At 63.2% G+C, this 15,968-nt stretch carries 15 protein-coding genes; 2 read left to right on the top strand and 13 right to left on the bottom strand.

The window, feature by feature from the left end; all coding sequences use genetic code 11:
• Positions 1–110: 110 nt before the first annotated feature.
• The 10 genes from NL123_RS13975 to NL123_RS14020 all read right to left on the bottom strand — a co-directional run bounded on the left by NL123_RS13975 (position 111) and on the right by NL123_RS14020 (position 11,891).
• Complete coding sequence (locus NL123_RS13975) at positions 111–1,088, bottom strand: 2-hydroxyacid dehydrogenase (protein ID WP_071496010.1); 978 nt, start codon at positions 1,086–1,088, stop codon at positions 111–113.
• On the bottom strand, positions 1,085–2,377 hold the full coding sequence (locus tag NL123_RS13980; protein ID WP_248481920.1) for an MFS transporter: 1,293 nt from the start codon (positions 2,375–2,377) through the stop codon (positions 1,085–1,087). The genes NL123_RS13975 and NL123_RS13980 overlap by 4 nt, the downstream gene beginning before the upstream one ends.
• 45 nt (positions 2,378–2,422) lie before the next feature.
• Positions 2,423–3,364: a sugar kinase gene (locus tag NL123_RS13985; protein WP_494358034.1), complete on the bottom strand. Its 942-nt coding sequence runs from the start codon at positions 3,362–3,364 to the stop codon at positions 2,423–2,425.
• On the bottom strand, positions 3,357–4,139 hold the full coding sequence (locus tag NL123_RS13990) for a sugar phosphate isomerase/epimerase family protein (RefSeq protein ID WP_494358035.1): 783 nt from the start codon (positions 4,137–4,139) through the stop codon (positions 3,357–3,359). Before NL123_RS13990 ends, NL123_RS13985 begins: the two co-directional genes overlap by 8 nt.
• A gap of 44 nt (positions 4,140–4,183) precedes the next feature.
• A complete protein-coding gene (locus tag NL123_RS13995) occupies positions 4,184–5,197 on the bottom strand; it encodes a LacI family DNA-binding transcriptional regulator (protein WP_494358303.1) in 1,014 nt (337 codons plus the stop codon).
• A gap of 109 nt (positions 5,198–5,306) precedes the next feature.
• Positions 5,307–5,894, bottom strand: a complete 588-nt coding sequence (locus tag NL123_RS14000) for a LysE family translocator (RefSeq protein WP_248481912.1) — start codon at positions 5,892–5,894, stop codon at positions 5,307–5,309.
• A gap of 54 nt (positions 5,895–5,948) precedes the next feature.
• Entirely contained in the window at positions 5,949–6,788 is an 840-nt protein-coding gene (locus NL123_RS14005) for an AraC family transcriptional regulator (protein ID WP_248481910.1), read from the bottom strand.
• Between the two features lie 73 nt (positions 6,789–6,861).
• On the bottom strand, positions 6,862–7,503 hold the full coding sequence (locus tag NL123_RS14010; RefSeq protein ID WP_248481908.1) for a DUF1345 domain-containing protein: 642 nt from the start codon (positions 7,501–7,503) through the stop codon (positions 6,862–6,864).
• A gap of 146 nt (positions 7,504–7,649) precedes the next feature.
• Positions 7,650–10,742, bottom strand: a complete 3,093-nt coding sequence (locus NL123_RS14015) for a multidrug efflux RND transporter permease subunit (protein ID WP_248481906.1) — start codon at positions 10,740–10,742, stop codon at positions 7,650–7,652.
• Between the two features lie 6 nt (positions 10,743–10,748).
• Positions 10,749–11,891, bottom strand: a complete 1,143-nt coding sequence (locus NL123_RS14020; protein WP_248481903.1) for an efflux RND transporter periplasmic adaptor subunit — start codon at positions 11,889–11,891, stop codon at positions 10,749–10,751.
• Between the two features lie 289 nt (positions 11,892–12,180).
• Here NL123_RS14020 and NL123_RS14025 point away from each other — a divergent pair, with 289 nt between their 5' ends.
• Positions 12,181–12,882, top strand: a complete 702-nt coding sequence (locus tag NL123_RS14025; RefSeq protein ID WP_071496003.1) for a response regulator — start codon at positions 12,181–12,183, stop codon at positions 12,880–12,882.
• A 3-nt stretch (positions 12,883–12,885) separates the two neighbouring features.
• Positions 12,886–14,187 (top strand): ATP-binding protein, encoded by a 1,302-nt coding sequence (locus tag NL123_RS14030; protein ID WP_248481899.1) that lies wholly within the window; start codon positions 12,886–12,888, stop codon positions 14,185–14,187.
• Here the strand turns inward: NL123_RS14030 and NL123_RS14035 are convergent, their stop codons facing one another.
• The 3 genes from NL123_RS14035 to NL123_RS14045 are packed head-to-tail and all read right to left on the bottom strand — an operon-like array spanning position 14,188 to position 15,943.
• Positions 14,188–14,856, bottom strand: coding sequence for an anti-sigma factor (locus NL123_RS14035; protein ID WP_248481897.1), 669 nt, complete (start codon positions 14,854–14,856; stop codon positions 14,188–14,190). It lies immediately after the preceding gene.
• Positions 14,853–15,368 carry a sigma-70 family RNA polymerase sigma factor gene (locus tag NL123_RS14040; RefSeq protein WP_494358036.1) on the bottom strand — a complete coding sequence of 172 codons (516 nt, stop codon included), beginning with the start codon at positions 15,366–15,368 and terminating at the stop codon, positions 14,853–14,855. The genes NL123_RS14035 and NL123_RS14040 overlap by 4 nt, the downstream gene beginning before the upstream one ends.
• 50 nt (positions 15,369–15,418) lie before the next feature.
• Entirely contained in the window at positions 15,419–15,943 is a 525-nt protein-coding gene (locus tag NL123_RS14045) for a DUF3455 domain-containing protein (protein ID WP_494358037.1), read from the bottom strand.
• Positions 15,944–15,968 lie beyond the last annotated feature (25 nt).

Raw genomic sequence — 15,968 nt, forward strand, 5'->3', positions numbered from 1 at the left:
GTGGGAGGGGGCTTGCCCCCGATTGCAATGTGTCAGCTAGACATTGGCTGACTGATACACCGCCATCGGGGGCAAGCCCCCTCCCACATTTGCCCTGTGTTGTGTCAGCGCTATTGCTTCCAGGCCCCTGGGTTCACTAGGTTTTTCGGTTTTTCACCCGCCAGCGCCTGCAACAGATTCTCCACCGCACACGTAGCCATGGCTTCCCGCGTCTCATGGGTGGCCGAGCCGATATGCGGCGTGGCCACCACATTGTTCAAGCGCAACAACGGCGAGCCATGATCCAGCGGCTCCTGCTCGAACACATCCAACCCCGCTGCCCGAATGGTGCGCTGTTGCAACGCCTCCACCAGCGCCGCCTCATCCACCACCTTGCCCCGCGAGATATTGATGAAGATCGTGTCCGGGCCCATCAGCGCGAATTGTTCGGCGCCGATCAACTTCTCGGTTTCAGCGGTGAGTGGCAGCGTCAGGCAGACAAAGTCGGCCTGTTGCAGCAAGTCGTTCAGGCTGCGGTACTGCGCGCCAAAGCGTTTTTCCACCAAAGGTTTGGGCGAATGGCTGTGGTAGATCACCGGCATGCCGAAACCGAAATGCCCGCGCTGGGCCAGGGCTTCGCCGATGCGGCCCATGCCGATGATACCCAGGGTCTTGCCGTGCACATCGCTGCCGAAATGCGCCGGGCCGATATTCTTGCTCCACTGGCCGGCGCGCACCATGTCGGCCAGCTCGACCACACGCCGGGCGGTGGCCAGGATCAGCGCGAAGCCGGTGTCGGCGGTGGTTTCGGTGAGCACGTCCGGGGTATTGCTGAGCAGGATGCCGCGCCCGGTGAGGTAGTCGATATCGTAGTTGTCGACGCCCACCGACACGCTCGCCACCGCTTCCAGTCGTGGCGCCAGGTCCAGCAGCGTGGCGTCCAGGCGCAGGCTGGCACCCAATAGACCGTGAGCGGTCGGCAGGGCATCGCGCAGCTTGGCCAGGCCGGTCTCGTCCAGCGCTTCGATCAGGGTGACATCGGCCTGTTCATGCAGGCGGGCCATCAACGGCGCGGAGAGTTTTTTGTACAACACGACAGACTTTTTCATGCGGTCTTTACCTTCAATTCCAGGTTGGGCGCCGGTGTGCGGTCACTGGCACCGGGCTTGAGAAAAATCGTCAATACCACTGACAGCAGCAACGCGCCGCTCATCAGCAGGTACGAGGCGCCGGGCGAGCCGGTGCTGCTATTGAGGTAGCCCACCAGGTACGAACCGCCGAACGAACCGAGGGCGCCCATGCTGTTGATCAGCGCCATGGCGCCGCCGGCGACGTTGGCCGGGAGGATTTCCGGGACAATCGCGAAAAACGGCCCGTAGGGCGCATACATGCACGCGCCGGCAATCACCAGCAGGGTGTATGACCACCAGAAGTGTTCGGCGCCGAGCACATAGGACGCGTAGAACGCGATGGAGGCGATCAACAACGGCGGCCACACGAAGCGCTTACGTTTTTGCAGCTTGTCCGAGCCCCACGACACCACCAGCATGCCGATCACCGCCGCCAGGTAAGGCAACGCCGACAACCAGCCGGCCTCGACCATGTCCATCTGCAAGCCTTGCTTGAGGATCGACGGCAGCCACAACACGAAGCCGTACACACCAATGCTCCAGCAGAAAAATTGCAGGGCCAGGATGATCACCTTGGGCGAGCGGAATGCCTCGGCATAGTTCTTCACCGCCTTGATGCCCACCTGTTCAGCGGCCAGCGCGCTTTCCAGGTCTTGTTTCTCGGCGTCGCTCAGCCATTTGGCCTGGGCGGGCTTTTCATCCGCCAGTTTCCACCAGATAAACGCCCACAACACCGCCGGCAGGCCTTCGATGATAAACATCCAGCGCCAGCTGAAATGCTGCACCAGGTAGCCCGACACCACCGACATCCACAGCATGGTCACCGGGTTGCCGAGGATCAGGAAGGTATTGGCGCGCGAGCGTTCGGCACGGGTGAACCAGTGGCACAGGTACACCAGCATCGCCGGCATCACCGCCGCTTCCACCACGCCAAGCATGAAGCGGATCACGATCAGCATGTAGGCGTTGGAGACCACGCCGGTCAGGGTAGCGAGGCCACCCCACAGGATCAGGCTGACGAAGATCAGCTTCTTGACGCTACGCTTTTGCGCATAGATCGCCCCCGGTACCTGGAAAAAAAAGTAGCCGAGGAAAAACAGCGCCCCCAGCAACGACGACATGCCGGGGGTGATCATCAGGTCTTCGGCCATCCCGGAGGCGGCGGCGAAGCCATAGTTGGCGCGGTCCAGGTACGCCAGGCTGTAGGTGATAAAAACGATGGGCATGATGTACCACCAACGGCGGGTGGCGAGTTTCACGGTGTCCATGGGGTTGCTCCTGAGCTTGTTGTAGTTGTGGCAACAGGGAATGAATCAGGCAACGGATCGAGCGGGTAACTCTGAACGGGTGGGCAAGCCTTCCATATCGCCACGGCTTTGCACGGCGCGGCTGCCGATCCAGTTGCCGCGCTGTACCGCTTCGCGGAAGCTGAGGTTTTCCAGCAGGGCGCTGATCATGCCCACGGCAAAGCCGTCGCCGGCGCCGACGGTATCGACCACCTTGTCCACGCGCACGGCGGCGACGAAGCCTTGGTCCATTTGCGTGCGGTAGTAGGCGCCGTCCGGGCCGAGCTTGATCGCCACGGCTTCGGCGCCCTGGTCGAGGTAGAACGCGGCGATGTCGGCCGGGTCATCGAAGCCGGTCAGCAGTCGACCTTCGCCCAGGCCCGGCAGCACCCAATCAGCCAGGCCGGCAAGGGCGTTGATTTCGCGGATCATCGTCTGTTCGCTGGCCCACAGCGACGGGCGCAGGTTGGGGTCGAACGACACGCTGCGCCCGGCCTTGCGCATCTGCGTCATCAGCTCGGTAGACAACTCGCGGGTGGCGGCGGACAACGCTGGCGGAATGCCGGTGGCATGCAGATGGCGGGCTTGCAGCAGGGCAGGGCTGAAGGCCGCAACGGACAAATGGCTGGCCGCCGAGCCTTTGCGGAAATACTCGACCTGTGGGTCATCACCCGTTTCTTCACGGGACTTGAGCTGAAAACCGGTGGGGTGCAACGGGTCGACCGCCACATGCCGGCAGTCCAGGCCTTGTTTGCTCAAGGTCTCCACCACAAAGCGCCCGAGGGAATCATTGCCTACCCGGCTCAGCCAGGCCACGTTGAACCCCAGGCGCGACAGGCCGATGGCGACGTTGCTATCGGCCCCGGCAATGCGCTTGTGAAACTGCGCCACTTGCGCCAGGTCGCCGCTCTGTTCGGCGACGAACATCGCCATGGTTTCCCCAAACGACAGGATATCGATCTCAGACATGGGCATTCTCCACGCGCGGTTGGCCAAGGACGGCGAGGGTGGCAACGTGCCGGGCGGTGACCTCGACCAGGTCATCGCCTTGCAGCGGGAATTCCACCGCCCGGGTAATTCCTTGAGTCATATGCTTGAGCAGTTGTTCCCACAGATGCAGGTCGGTGGCGCCCGGCGGCACGGCGACCAGCTTGCCGTCCGGGCGACGGGCCACGGCCTTGCAATGCAGGTAGTCCACATGTCGGCCCAGCAGGCGTGCGGCGGTGAGGGCGGATTGGTCCTGCCACTGCCAGTTGCCGATATCGAAGGTCATCTTCACCGGCAGGGCCAGGCGCTCCACTTCGCTGAAGAAGCGTTGCATCGGCTCGATACGCCCGCCGTGCAGGGTCTGGTCGTTTTCCACCAGTAACTGCACGGGTTGGCGGCGGAGCAGGGCGTGCAGGCTGTCCAGGTCGTTGGTGTCGGTGAAGTAGCCGAGGGATACTTTCAACCATTGCGCGCCGAAAGCCTGTGCGCGGTCCAAGGTCGCTGCCAGTTCGGCATTCGGTTGGGCGCGGCCGGCGACCCACAGTTCCAGGGGCGATGAGAACACCGATTCCAGGTTCTGTTGCGCCGCGGCCTCGGCCAGTTCCGTGGGCTGTTCGTGGGTTAAAAGCTCTTCGCGCCATTCGATGCGCTGGGCGCCGGCGGCGGCGAGAACCTCGACAAAACTCAACTGGCCTTGTTGGCGTACCAAGTCTGCGCCGTAGCTGGAAAGGCTGATGGAGATGGGGTATTTATGCATTGTTGTTTACCTCTGAAACCGGTTTCATTTTTGTTCAAAATTTTTTAGACGTGCCGGGTCGAGCCACGAAGGATCAACTCGGGCAGGAAATCCAGGGTCCGTGTTGGCTCGGTATCGCCGCGCAAGCGCTTGAGCAGGCAATTGAATGCCGTTGCACCGATGGCTTCGGTCGGCTGGGCGAGGGCGGTGATGCCAGTGCCTACCAGCGGATACCAGTCCAGGTCATCCAGGGCGATCAGGCCGATGTCGTCGAACAAGTTGCAACCGAGGTTCTTCAGCACCCGGGTGCAGGCCAGCGCCGCGACGCCGTTGGCACAGAACAGTGCCTTGGGGCCAGGTTTGGCAAGAAAGGTGTGCAGGTGTTTTTGCAGTGTTTCATCCAACTCCAGCACAGCGCCGGTCAATGCCGGGCGGCTGGCGATTTCAGCTTTGAAACTGTCCAGGCGCTCCAGGCGCGAGCTGGTGCCATCGGTGGCTTCACTTACCATCAGCACATCGCGGTAACCCTGTCGCTCCAGATGTTCCACGGCCATGCGCACTGCCGCCGGGTTGTCCAGCCCCACCAGATCGCTGTGCAGCGGCTCGACCTTGCGGTCCACCAGCACCAGCGGCATTTCCCGTTGCAGTTCCAGCAGTTGGTCGAGGTGATGGCCGAGGGTGTTCACGATCAGCCCTTCGATGTTGTACGAACGCAGCGCCGCCAGGTGTTGGCGCTCCTGCGCGTCATCGCGGTCGGTGTTGCACACCACCAGGCTGTAGCCATGCTGGCGGCACGCAGTTTCGACGCCGTGCATCACGGCAATGGAATAGGGGTTGCGGATATCGGCCACCAGCATGCCGATCAGGCGCGTGCGGCCGCGTTTCAAGCCGCGAGCCATCTGGTTGGGGCGATAGCCGAGTTCATCGATGGCTTGTTCGATGCGCAGGGCGATGGCATCGGAGAGCAGGGCGCGGTCGTCGCCGATAAAGCGCGACACGCTAGCCTTGGACACGCCGGCGCGCTCGGCGACGTCGAGCATGGTCACGCGGCTGCGCTGGGCGGCGGAAAATTTGTTCACGGTCATCGACCTTCTTTTCTTATTGGAATGACTGAAACCGGTTTCAAGAGAGCACTAAACCAGTAAAGTCGTCAAGAAGATGCAGGGCAAGGCCAGATGACCGGTACGTTCAGACCAGCACACCCAACCAGGTCGCGCCCAACAGCAGCAGGGCCATACCCCGATTGAAACGTTGCATGGCCGTGGCCGAACGAAACACCCGTGAAGCGCCGGCCCCCAGCAGCGCCCAAGTGCCCAGGCAAGGTATCGAGATCAGGAAAAACACCAGGGACAACTGCACCACCTGGCTTTGGCGCTCGGCACCCTGGCCGGCAAATACACTCACCACCGCGAGCGCCATCATCCAGGTTTTCGGGTTGATCAATTGCAGGCTGGCGGCGCCTATCAGGCCAAGGGGTTTTTCGCTGGCGGCCACTTCGACGGCTTGGGCGGGTGCACTGAAGATCTGCCAGGCCAGGTAGCTCAGCCAGGCGACGCCGGTCCATTGCATGGCCGTTTGCACTTTGGGCAAATGCACCAGGGACTGGCCCACGCCGGTCCCCACCAGCAACACAAGACCGGCAGCCCCGACGCAGGCGCCGAGGATTATGGGTAACGCGGCTCTCAAGCCATACCGCGCGCTGTTACTCAGCACCAGGATATTGGTAGGGCCTGGCGTAATCGAGGCGACAAAGGCAAACAACATGAACGGCAACATGGCAGGTGACTCCGACAAATCCAGTGATGGCGTCGATCTTCACTGGCCGGTATGTCATCTGTCTGGAAGATTTGAGCAGCGCTTGCGGTACGCGGCGGGTGTCAAGCCGTAGGCGCGCACGAACCAGCGGCCCAAGTGGCTCTGGTCGGCAAAACCGAGGGCCATCGCGACATCGGCGGGTTGCTCGCCCTTGGCTAGCAAGTGCCGGGCGCGGGCCAGGCGCAGTTGCACCAGGTAGGCGTGGGGCGGCAAGCCAAAGGCGCTCTTGAACGCCCGTGTCAGGCGGAAACGGTCGACGCCGCAGGCCAGGGCCAATTCGTCCATGCCCACATCAACGTGCAGATGGGCGTGCAGGTATTCCCGCGCCTTGTGCGCAACCAGTGGCAGGCGCGGGTCTTCACGGTAGCGAGTGCGCCAGTAGAGTTGGTCGGTGAGGCGCTCCAACAGCTGGTCCATGGCGCGCTGGCGCACGATGCGCAGTTCGCCGCTGTGCAGGGTCTGGAAGGCTTGGCTGGTCGCCATGGCCAGGCGCGGGTCGCGGGTCAAGGTGCTGGCGAAAGCCAGTTGGCTATTGAGCGGTGCTTCTTCAAACACCGCGCTGACTTCACGCGCCAACCACTGTGGGTCGAGGTAGAGCATGTGGTAAGTGAAGCCATCTACAGTGGGCGCATCGCCGTCATGCAATTCGCCGGGCTCCACCAGGAATACCTGGCCGGGCACGCTGTTATGTCGGGTACGGCGGCAGTTGAATTGCTGCACGCCTTGCTCGGTTACGCCGATCAGGTAGCTGTCGTGCCAATGCGGGTCGTACGCATGACCTTCAAAATGCGCGCGCAGGGTCTCGATGCCGGTGTCGGCGTCCTGGGACAGGTCGATCCAATTGTGCGCGGCCATAAATCACCGAAGCGGAATACGTGAGGCCATTAGCGCCCAGCGTCGGGTGGGCGTCTAGAAGGTTTGTGCAGCATCAACCGAACAACCCGGCGGCGATATTGATCGAGAACCCCAGGATCGCGGTGTTGAACAAAAAACCGATCAGCGATTGCCCCAGCACTACTTTGCGCATCGCCCGGGTGGCGACGCCCACATCGGAGGTCTGCACCGCGACGCCGATGGTGAACGAGAAATACAGGAAGTCCCAATAGTTGGGCGTCAGCAGCCCTTCGGCAAAGCGCAGCGCCGGCTCCTTGCCGTCCCAGGTGTAATACAGGCGCGCGTAATGCACGCTGAAAATCACCCCGATCAGCAACCATGAACCGATCACTGTCAGCCCGGTAAAGCCGTAGTGCAGCAGACGTTCAGTGGTGGCCAGGTCCTTGCTGCCGACCAGTTCAAAGGTGATGGTCGCCAGGCTGGCGATGGCGGCGATGCACACGGTGAACAGCACCAGCCCGGCGTTTTCATCTTCGACCTCGGCGATGCGCTTCACGTCCTCGGCCTTGGCGCGACGGGTGAGCCACAGCATCAGTACCAGGTAGGTCCAGACCCCGGCGTTCCAGCCAATCAGGATTTTGCTGACCAGAGTGTCAGCCGGCGCCAGGATGCCCACGGCAAGGCCGAGCACGGCGGCGACGGAGAGGCGAGGGTGGGTGCGGGCGAGGAAGGGCATGGCGGCTCACAGCTGACAGTGGGTCAACTGACTGTACCTCATCATGTGGGAGGGGGCTTGCTCCCGATGGCGGTGTATCAGTGAAAAATGGTTCAGCTGACATACCGCATCGGGGGCAAGCCCCCTCCCACAGGGTTTAACTCGGTTTACCGGGGAGATTTCTTCACTAGCTTCATGACCACCACAAAGAACACCGGCACAAACACCACCGCCAGCGTTGCGGTGATCATGCCGCCAATCACACCGGTGCCAATCGCCTGCTGGCTCGCGGAACTGGCACCCGTGGCAATTGCCAGCGGCACCACGCCGAGGATGAACGCCAGCGAGGTCATGATGATCGGTCGCAAGCGCAAGCGCGCAGCCTTCAGGGTGGCGCTCATCAGGTCTTCACCCTGGTCGTACAGGTCCTTGGCGAATTCGATGATCAGGATCGCGTTCTTCGCCGACAGGCCGATGATGGTGATCAGGCCCACTTTGAAGAACACATCGTTGGGCATGCCACGCAAGGCCACGGCCAATACCGCGCCCAGCACACCCAGCGGCACCACCAGCAGTACCGAGGTCGGGATCGACCAGCTTTCATACAACGCCGCCAGGCACAGGAACACGATCAGCAGCGACAAGCCCAGCAGTATCGGGGCCTGGGAGCCGGACAAGCGCTCCTGCAACGACAAGCCGGTCCATTCCTGGCCCAGGCCGGCGGGCAGTTGGCTGACCAACCGCTGGATCTCGTCCATGGCTTCGCCGGTACTGTGCCCCGGAGCGGCTTCGCCGGAAATCGCGATGGCCGGGTAGCCGTTGTAACGGGTCAACTGAGCCGGGCCCTGGGTCCATTTGGCTTCGACAAAGGCGGACAGTGGCACCATCTTGCCGGCGTTGTTGCGCACGTTGATTTTCATCAAGTCCGCCACCTGGCTGCGCTGGTCGCCTTCGGCCTGCACCACCACGCGCTGCATGCGGCCCTGGTTGGGGAAGTCGTTGATATAGGCCGAACCGATGGCCGAGGACAGCACGTTGCCGACATCGGCAAACGACACGCCCAGCGCATTGGCCTGCTTGCGGTCCACTTCAAGCTGCACTTGCGGTGCTTCGGCCAGCGCGCTTTCGCGCACGTTGGCCAGGATCGGGCTTTTCGCGGCCGCTGCCAGCAACTCGGTACGCGCGGCCATCAACGCGGCATGGCCCACGCCACCGCGGTCCTGCAGGCGGAACTCGAAGCCGCTGGAGGTACCCAGACCGTCCACGGGCGGCGGCAGGATCGCGTAGGCCACCGCATCTTTCAGCTCGCTGAAGGCCATGTTGGCGCGGTCGGCAATCGACGAAGCGGAATCGTCGCTGCCGCGCTGCGACCAATCCTTGAGCGTGGTAAACGCCAGCGCTGCGTTCTGCCCGGAGCCGGAGAAGCTGAAGCCCATGATCATGGTGGTATCACCCACCCCAGGCTCCTCGGCGTTGTGCGCTTCGATCTGCTCGGCCACCTGCACCGTGCGGTTCTTGCTCGCACCGGGTGGCAACTGGATGTCGGTGATGGTGTAGCCCTGGTCTTCCACTGGCAGGAACGAGGAGGGCAGGCGGCTGAACATCCAGCCCAGGCCCACCAGCAACACCAGGTAGATCAGCAGGTAGCGGCCGCTGCGCTTGAGGGCATAGGCCACCCAGCCTTCATAGCGGTCGGTGAACTGATCGAAACGCCGGTTGAACCAGCCAAAGAAACCGCCCTTGGCATGGTGCTCTCCCTGGGGGATCGGCTTGAGCAAGGTGGCGCACAGGGCCGGGGTCAAGGTCAGGGCGAGGAACGCCGAGAACAGGATCGAGGTGGCCATCGACAGCGAGAATTGCTGGTAGATCACCCCCACCGAACCGGCCATGAACGCCATCGGCAGAAACACCGCCACCAGCACCAGGGTGATGCCGATGATGGCGCCGGTGATCTGGCCCATAGCCTTTTTAGTCGCCTCCTTGGGCGACAGGCCCTCGGTGGCCATGATCCGCTCGACGTTCTCCACCACCACAATCGCGTCGTCCACCAGGATACCGATGGCCAGTACCATGCCGAACATGGTCAGCACGTTGATCGAAAAGCCCAGCAGCAACATGGTGGCGAAGGTGCCCATCAGCGCAATCGGCACCACCAGCGTCGGGATCAAGGTGTAGCGCACGTTCTGCAGGAACAGGAACATCACCGCGAACACCAGCGCCATGGCTTCAAGCAGGGTGTAGACCACCTTGGTGATCGAAACCTTGACGAACGGCGAGGTGTCGTACGGAATCTTGTATTCCACATTGGCCGGGAAATAGCGCGACAGCTCGTCCATCTTCGCCCGCACCAGCGTCGCGGTGCTCAGCGCATTGGCGCCGGGCGACAACTGCACGCTGACCGCGGTGGAGGGCTTGCCGTTCAGGCGGGTGGAGAACTGGTATTCCTGGCTGCCGACTTCCACCCGTGCCACATCGCCGATGCGCACGGTGGAGCCGTCCGGGTTGGCCTTGAGCACGATGTCGGCGAATTCAGCCGGCGTCGACAACTGGCCCTTGACCAGGATCGCGGCGGTGATTTCCTGGGTATTCGTGCCCGGCAGGTCACCGATGCTGCCCGCCGAGACCTGGGCGTTCTGCGCGCTGATCGCGGCGTTGACGTCGGCTGGCGTGAGGTTGAAGCCGATCAGCTTCTGCGGGTCGATCCAGATCCGCATGGCACGCTCGGCACCGTACAGCTGGGCCTTGCCCACGCCATCCAGGCGCTTGAGCTCGTTCATCACGTTGCGCGCCAGGTAGTCGCTGAGCGCCACGTCATCGAGCTTGCCGTCGTTGGACGTAAGGGTCACCAGCAACAGGAAGCCGGCGGAGACCTTCTCCACCTGCAAGCCTTGCTGGGTCACCGCTTGCGGCAGGCGCGGCTCGACAGCCTTGAGGCGGTTCTGCACATCCACCTGGGCCATTTCCGGGTTGGTGCCCGGTTGGAAGGTGGCGGTGATGGTGGCCGAACCCAGGCTGCTCTGGGATTCGAAATACAGCAGGTGATCGGCACCGTTGAGCTCCTGCTCGATCAGGCTGACCACGCTTTGGTCCAGGGTTTGGGCCGAAGCGCCAGGGTACACCGCGTAGATTTCGACTTTTGGCGGCGCAACGTTGGGGTACTGCGCCACCGGCAACTGCGGGATGGCCAGCAAGCCGGCCAGCAGGATAAACAGGGCGACCACCCAGGCGAAGATCGGGCGGTCAATAAAGAACTGCGGCATGGCGGGTTATTCCTTTACGAGCGGGCTGTCGTCCACTTCAACTTTTTCACCGGGGCGCGCGTGTTGCAGGCCTTCGACGATGATGCGGTCACCGGCCTTGAGGCCGCTGCTGACGATCCAGCGATCGTTGACCACCGCGCCCAACTCCACCGGCTGCTGGCTCACGGTCTGCTCGGCGTCCAGCAGCAAGACCATCGGGATACCGGCGCTGTCACGGGTGATGGCGCGTTGCGGCACGCTGATGCCTTGCTTGTCGACGGCTTGCTCCAGGCGCACCCGCACAAAGCTGCCGGGCAGCAGGTCGAGGTCCGGGTTGGGGAACTCGCTGCGCAGGATGATCTGCCCGGTGCCGGGGTCGACGCTGATCTCGGCGAACAGCAACTTGCCTGGCAGTGGGTACAGGCTGCCGTCATCCTCGATCAGCGTGGCCTTGGCCTGGTCCTGGCCAACCTGCTTAAGGCTGCCAGCGCGGAAGGCGCGGCGCAGGTCGTTGAGTTCGCGGTTGGACTGGGTCAGGTCGGCGTGGATCGGGTCCAGTTGCTGGATGATCGCCAGCGGCGTGGCCTCGTTCTGGCCGACCAGCGCGCCTTCCGTTACCAGCGCACGACCGATGCGCCCGGAAATCGGCGCGGTCACAGTGGCATAGCCCAGGTTCAAGCGGGCGCGCTCCACGGCGGCCTTGTTGGCGGCGACTTCGGCGTTGGTCTGGCGCACGGCGGCGCGGGCGTTGTCGTAGTCCTGGCCGCTGATGGCGTTGCCTTCCACCAATTGGCTGTAGCGCTGCTCCTGCAGGCGCGCCTTGAAGGCATCCGCCTCGGCCTTGCTCAGGTTGGCCTGGGCGCTGTCGAGGTCGGCCTTGAACGGCGCGGGGTCGATGCGAAACAGCACGTCGCCCTGTTTCACGTCATGGCCTTCCTTGAACACCCGTTGCATCACCACACCGGCGACCCGTGCGCGCACTTCGGCGATGCGCGGCGCGGCAATGCGCCCGCTCAGTTCGCTGCTGATCGACAGCGGCTTGGCTTCCAGGGTTTCGATGCGCACTTTGGCCAGGGGCATTTCCGGCGCTTCGGCGGCAGAGTCACCACATGCGCTCAGGGCCAGGGTGAGGGCCAGCAGGCAAAATGGCGCAAACAGATTCTTCGACATGCTCTTATCCCAATATTGACTGGCGCATCCTAAGGTCACCTGCGCCGTGGTGCTGTGAAGCTGTGTAGCTTGTGTGTGAAGAAATGTAAGGTGCGGCGCGCGGGGCGCCGGGGGCGTATATCCTTGCACAATCCTGCAAACACTGGAGATGCCATGTGGGAGGGGGCTTGCCCCCGATAGCGGTGTATCAGTCGAAATATGCTTCACTGAGCCACCGCTATCGGGGGCAAGCCCCCTCCCACATGGGATTTGTGTACGACCAACAACTGTATTTTCTGGAAACACCTTTATGCCCAACATCCTCCTGGTGGAAGACGACGCCGCACTTTCCGAGCTGATTGCCAGCTACCTGGAACGCAATGGCTACCACGTCAGCGTGCTCAGCCGTGGCGACCATGTCCGTGAACGCGCACGCCTGAACCCACCGGACCTGGTGATCCTCGACCTGATGCTGCCCGGCCTCGACGGCCTGCAGGTGTGCCGCCTGCTGCGTGCCGACTCGGCGGGCCTGCCGATCCTGATGCTCACCGCCCGCGATGACAGCCACGACCAGGTGCTGGGCCTGGAAATGGGCGCCGACGACTACGTGACCAAGCCCTGCGAGCCGCGTGTGCTGCTGGCGCGGGTGCGTACGTTATTGCGCCGCAGCAGTCTTTCCGAGCCCCAGGTGGCCAACGACCAGATCATCATGGGCAACCTGTGCATCGACCTGTCCGAGCGCACCGTGACCTGGCGCGACCAGGCGGTGGAGTTGTCCAGCGGCGAATATAACCTGCTGGTGGTGCTGGCGCGGCATGCCGGTGAAGTGCTCAGCCGCGACCAGATCCTGCAACGCCTGCGCGGCATCGAGTTCAACGGCACCGACCGGTCGGTGGACGTGGCCATCTCCAAGCTGCGCCGCAAGTTCGACGACAACGCCGGCGAGGCGCGCAAGATCAAGACGGTGTGGGGCAAGGGCTACCTGTTCAGCCGTTCCGAGTGGGAATGCTGAGCCATGTTTCGTGTATTGCTACGCCTCTACCTGATCACCATTGTTACCTACAGCCTGGCGATCTATCTGATCCCTTCGTTGGTGATCCAGCTGTTCGAACACCGCTACATGAACTACAACATCGAGCAGACCCGCGGCCAGCAAAAGCTGATCGTCAAGCAATACCAGCGGGCGCCGGTGGAGCGTTGGTCACAGGTGACCGAGCAACTGGGCCGCGATTTTGCGCCGCTGAAAGTGCAATTATTGCTGCGCCAGGACGCCAGCTACACCCCGGCAGAAGAACAGTTGCTGGAGCAGGGAAAGTCGGTGGTGCGCCTGGGCGAGTGGGGCTGGATGGAGCAGATCAGCTCGCCGATCAATGAGCAATTCGTGGTCAAGCTGACCATACCGCCCGACCCGATGGACATGAACGTGCTGTATTGGGCGATCAACGTGCTGATCGTCGCCGCGTTACTGGCCTGCCTGCTGGTATGGCTGCGCCCGCATTGGCGCGACCTGGAACGCCTGAAAAGCACCGCCGGGCAACTGGGCCGGGGCAACCTGGCCGAACGCACACAGCTGCCAGCCAGCTCCAGCATCGGCAGCCTGGCGGCGGTGTTCGACACCATGGCCGACGACATCGAGCACCTGCTCAACCAGCAGCGCGATTTGCTCAACGCCGTTTCCCATGAACTGCGCACGCCGCTCACGCGCCTGGATTTCGGCCTGGCGCTGGCGCTGTCCGAAGATTTGCCCGAGGCCAGTCGTGAACGCCTGCATGGCCTGGTGGCGCATATTCGCGAGCTGGATGAGCTGGTGCTGGAGCTACTGTCCTACAGCCGCCTGCAAAACCCGGCGCAACTGCCGGAGCGGGTCGAGGTGGTGCTTGATGAGTTTATCGACAGCGTACTGGGCAGCGTCGACGACGAACTGGAAAACCCCGAGATCGTCATCGATGTCGCGCTCGACTGCGCCGTGGAGCGCTTCAGCCTCGACCCGCGCCTCACCGCCCGCGCCTTGCAGAACCTGCTGCGCAATGCCACGCGTTACTGCGACAAACGCATTCAGGTCGGCGTGAACGTCTGCGCCAAGGGCTGTGAAATCTGGGTGGACGATGACGGCATCGGCATCCCGCTCGACCAGCGTGAGCGCATCTTCGAGCCGTTCTACCGCCTGGATCGCAGCCGTGATCGCGCCACTGGCGGTTTCGGCCTCGGCCTGGCCATCAGCCGGCGCGCCCTGGAAGCCCAGGGCGGCACCTTGACCGCGCTGGCGTCACCGTTGGGCGGTGCGCGGTTCCGCGTGTGGTTGCCCAACGTCGCTTGATCAAAGCACCTTGACGGCGCGGCCGATCGCCTGGATTGGTCCGGTGGGCTTGCCGGTCGGCGAGCCCCGTGGGTCTTCCAGGGTCAGCTCGAACAGCTGGTTCTGCGTCAACGGTGGCAGCTTGTCCAGCGGCACCGACAGTGTCTGGCCGGGCTTGACCAGCCCCAACGACACCGGCCCCTGCCACCCATCGCCCTTGGTCCAGAACTGCAAGGCCTTGTCGGCTGGCACTTCCATCACGCCCAAGGGGATCAACTGAATCTGCTGGTCATTGCTGGCCTGAATCACCCAGCCCGGTGCTTGGCTTTGCGGCGCGACCAGCACCACCACAAAGCGGGGTTCCAGGACGGGCGGACGCGTCAGCAACAGCGTGGCCAGGGCCAGCGTGGTGACCAGCCCGGCACCGGCCAGGCCGCGCCATACGGCCAGCAGGTTCCACCAGGGGGTGTGGGCGCTGGCAGTGTGGCGCTCGATGCGTCGCCACAATTCAGCGGAGGGCGGCACGGGCTCCGCCAAGGCGGTCAACGGCAACAGACGCTGCTCCCAGGCGTCGACTGCGGCGCGCAGCTCGGCGTCGTGCTTGAGTCGTTGCTCCACTTCGGCGCGCTGTTCGCCGGGCAGGGTGCCCAGTACATATTCGCCGGCCAGTTCGTCCAGAGGGTTGCTCATGCCATGCACTCCCGCAGCGCGGCGAGGCTACGTTTGATCCAGGCTTTGACGGTCCCCAGCGGGGTGTCCAGTTTCCGGGCGATTTCGCTGTGGGAAAAACCGTCGACATAGGCATGCAGGATGCACGTGCGACGGGCCGGGTCGAGCTGCTCCAGGCAGGTGTGGACTTGCCCGGAGCGTGCGGTGAATTCAAAGGTGTCGGTGGCTGCGACCTGCTCGTGTTCATCGTCCAGCGGCACTTCGCGGTAGTGATTGCGCACCACATTGAGCGCCAAGTGCCGGGTCACGCTGAACACCCAGCCACGGGCTGAACCGCGGCTGGGGTCGAAACTGCCGGCGCCACGCCAGATCTTGATGAACGCGTCATGCACGATGTCTTCGGCCAGGGCCTTGTCCCGGACGATGCGCAGCGCCACGCCGAGCAAGCGGCTGCTGTCCTGCTCGTAGAGCTGGCGCAAGGCGCGTTGGTCACCACGGGCGCAGGCCAGCAGGCAGGCGTCGTAATCAAACACGTGGTGCTCCCCCCAACGATCGGTATTGGGGGCAGCGTAGCCGACTTTGCTCAGTTGGCCGCCCAGAAGATGTAATCCGCCTGGTACTTCACCACTTCCTGCTTGCCCTTGTTGGCCGCGGTGCATGCGCTGTTCGGCGCCACGCCACCCTTAAGCGCCACGCGCTGGATGTAGCTTACGCCGCTCATTGCCCCCTTGCCTTCGGCCGGGTTGGCCTTGACCAGTTGATACGGCAGGTTGCCCGCGCCGGACGGCGCCACGGCCAACTGTGTGCCGGTGATTTTCGAGCCGTCCTTGGCCTGCCAGGTGGCGGGCGGACCGAAGTAGGTGCCGACTTGTTTGCCGCTGCGGTCATTCAATACCGCCTTGGGCCCGACAAACGTCCACTCGGTCTGGCCGGCAGCGTTGGCTTTGTCACGGCACTCGTAGGTGATTTCGCCGACGCCGGTGGTTTCCAACGCCACTTTGTGGCCGTCCGGCACCTTGATGCTGTCGGGCAAGTCGGCCTGGGTTGCAAAGGCGGCCGGCGCGGCGGCGAGCAGGGCGGTGAGGCAGAACAGTGCTTTAGCGTTCATGGGTACTTCTCCATTTCAGTAAAAC

The organism is Pseudomonas sp. FBCC-B1565 (assembly GCF_059133265.1).

Coding starts and splice junctions, on each gene's coding strand:
- NL123_RS14010 (WP_248481908.1), bottom strand. CDS start 7,503: ATGCCCTTCCTCGCCCGCACCCACCCTCGCCTCTCCGTCGCCGCCGTG.
- NL123_RS13975 (WP_071496010.1), bottom strand. CDS start 1,088: ATGAAAAAGTCTGTCGTGTTGTACAAAAAACTCTCCGCGCCGTTGATG.
- NL123_RS14000 (WP_248481912.1), bottom strand. CDS start 5,894: ATGTTGCCGTTCATGTTGTTTGCCTTTGTCGCCTCGATTACGCCAGGC.
- NL123_RS13990 (WP_494358035.1), bottom strand. CDS start 4,139: ATGCATAAATACCCCATCTCCATCAGCCTTTCCAGCTACGGCGCAGAC.
- NL123_RS13980 (WP_248481920.1), bottom strand. CDS start 2,377: ATGGACACCGTGAAACTCGCCACCCGCCGTTGGTGGTACATCATGCCC.
- NL123_RS14020 (WP_248481903.1), bottom strand. CDS start 11,891: ATGTCGAAGAATCTGTTTGCGCCATTTTGCCTGCTGGCCCTCACCCTG.
- NL123_RS14035 (WP_248481897.1), bottom strand. CDS start 14,856: ATGAGCAACCCTCTGGACGAACTGGCCGGCGAATATGTACTGGGCACC.
- NL123_RS14030 (WP_248481899.1), top strand. CDS start 12,886: ATGTTTCGTGTATTGCTACGCCTCTACCTGATCACCATTGTTACCTAC.
- NL123_RS14005 (WP_248481910.1), bottom strand. CDS start 6,788: ATGGCCGCGCACAATTGGATCGACCTGTCCCAGGACGCCGACACCGGC.
- NL123_RS14025 (WP_071496003.1), top strand. CDS start 12,181: ATGCCCAACATCCTCCTGGTGGAAGACGACGCCGCACTTTCCGAGCTG.
- NL123_RS13985 (WP_494358034.1), bottom strand. CDS start 3,364: ATGTCTGAGATCGATATCCTGTCGTTTGGGGAAACCATGGCGATGTTC.
- NL123_RS14015 (WP_248481906.1), bottom strand. CDS start 10,742: ATGCCGCAGTTCTTTATTGACCGCCCGATCTTCGCCTGGGTGGTCGCC.
- NL123_RS14045 (WP_494358037.1), bottom strand. CDS start 15,943: ATGAACGCTAAAGCACTGTTCTGCCTCACCGCCCTGCTCGCCGCCGCG.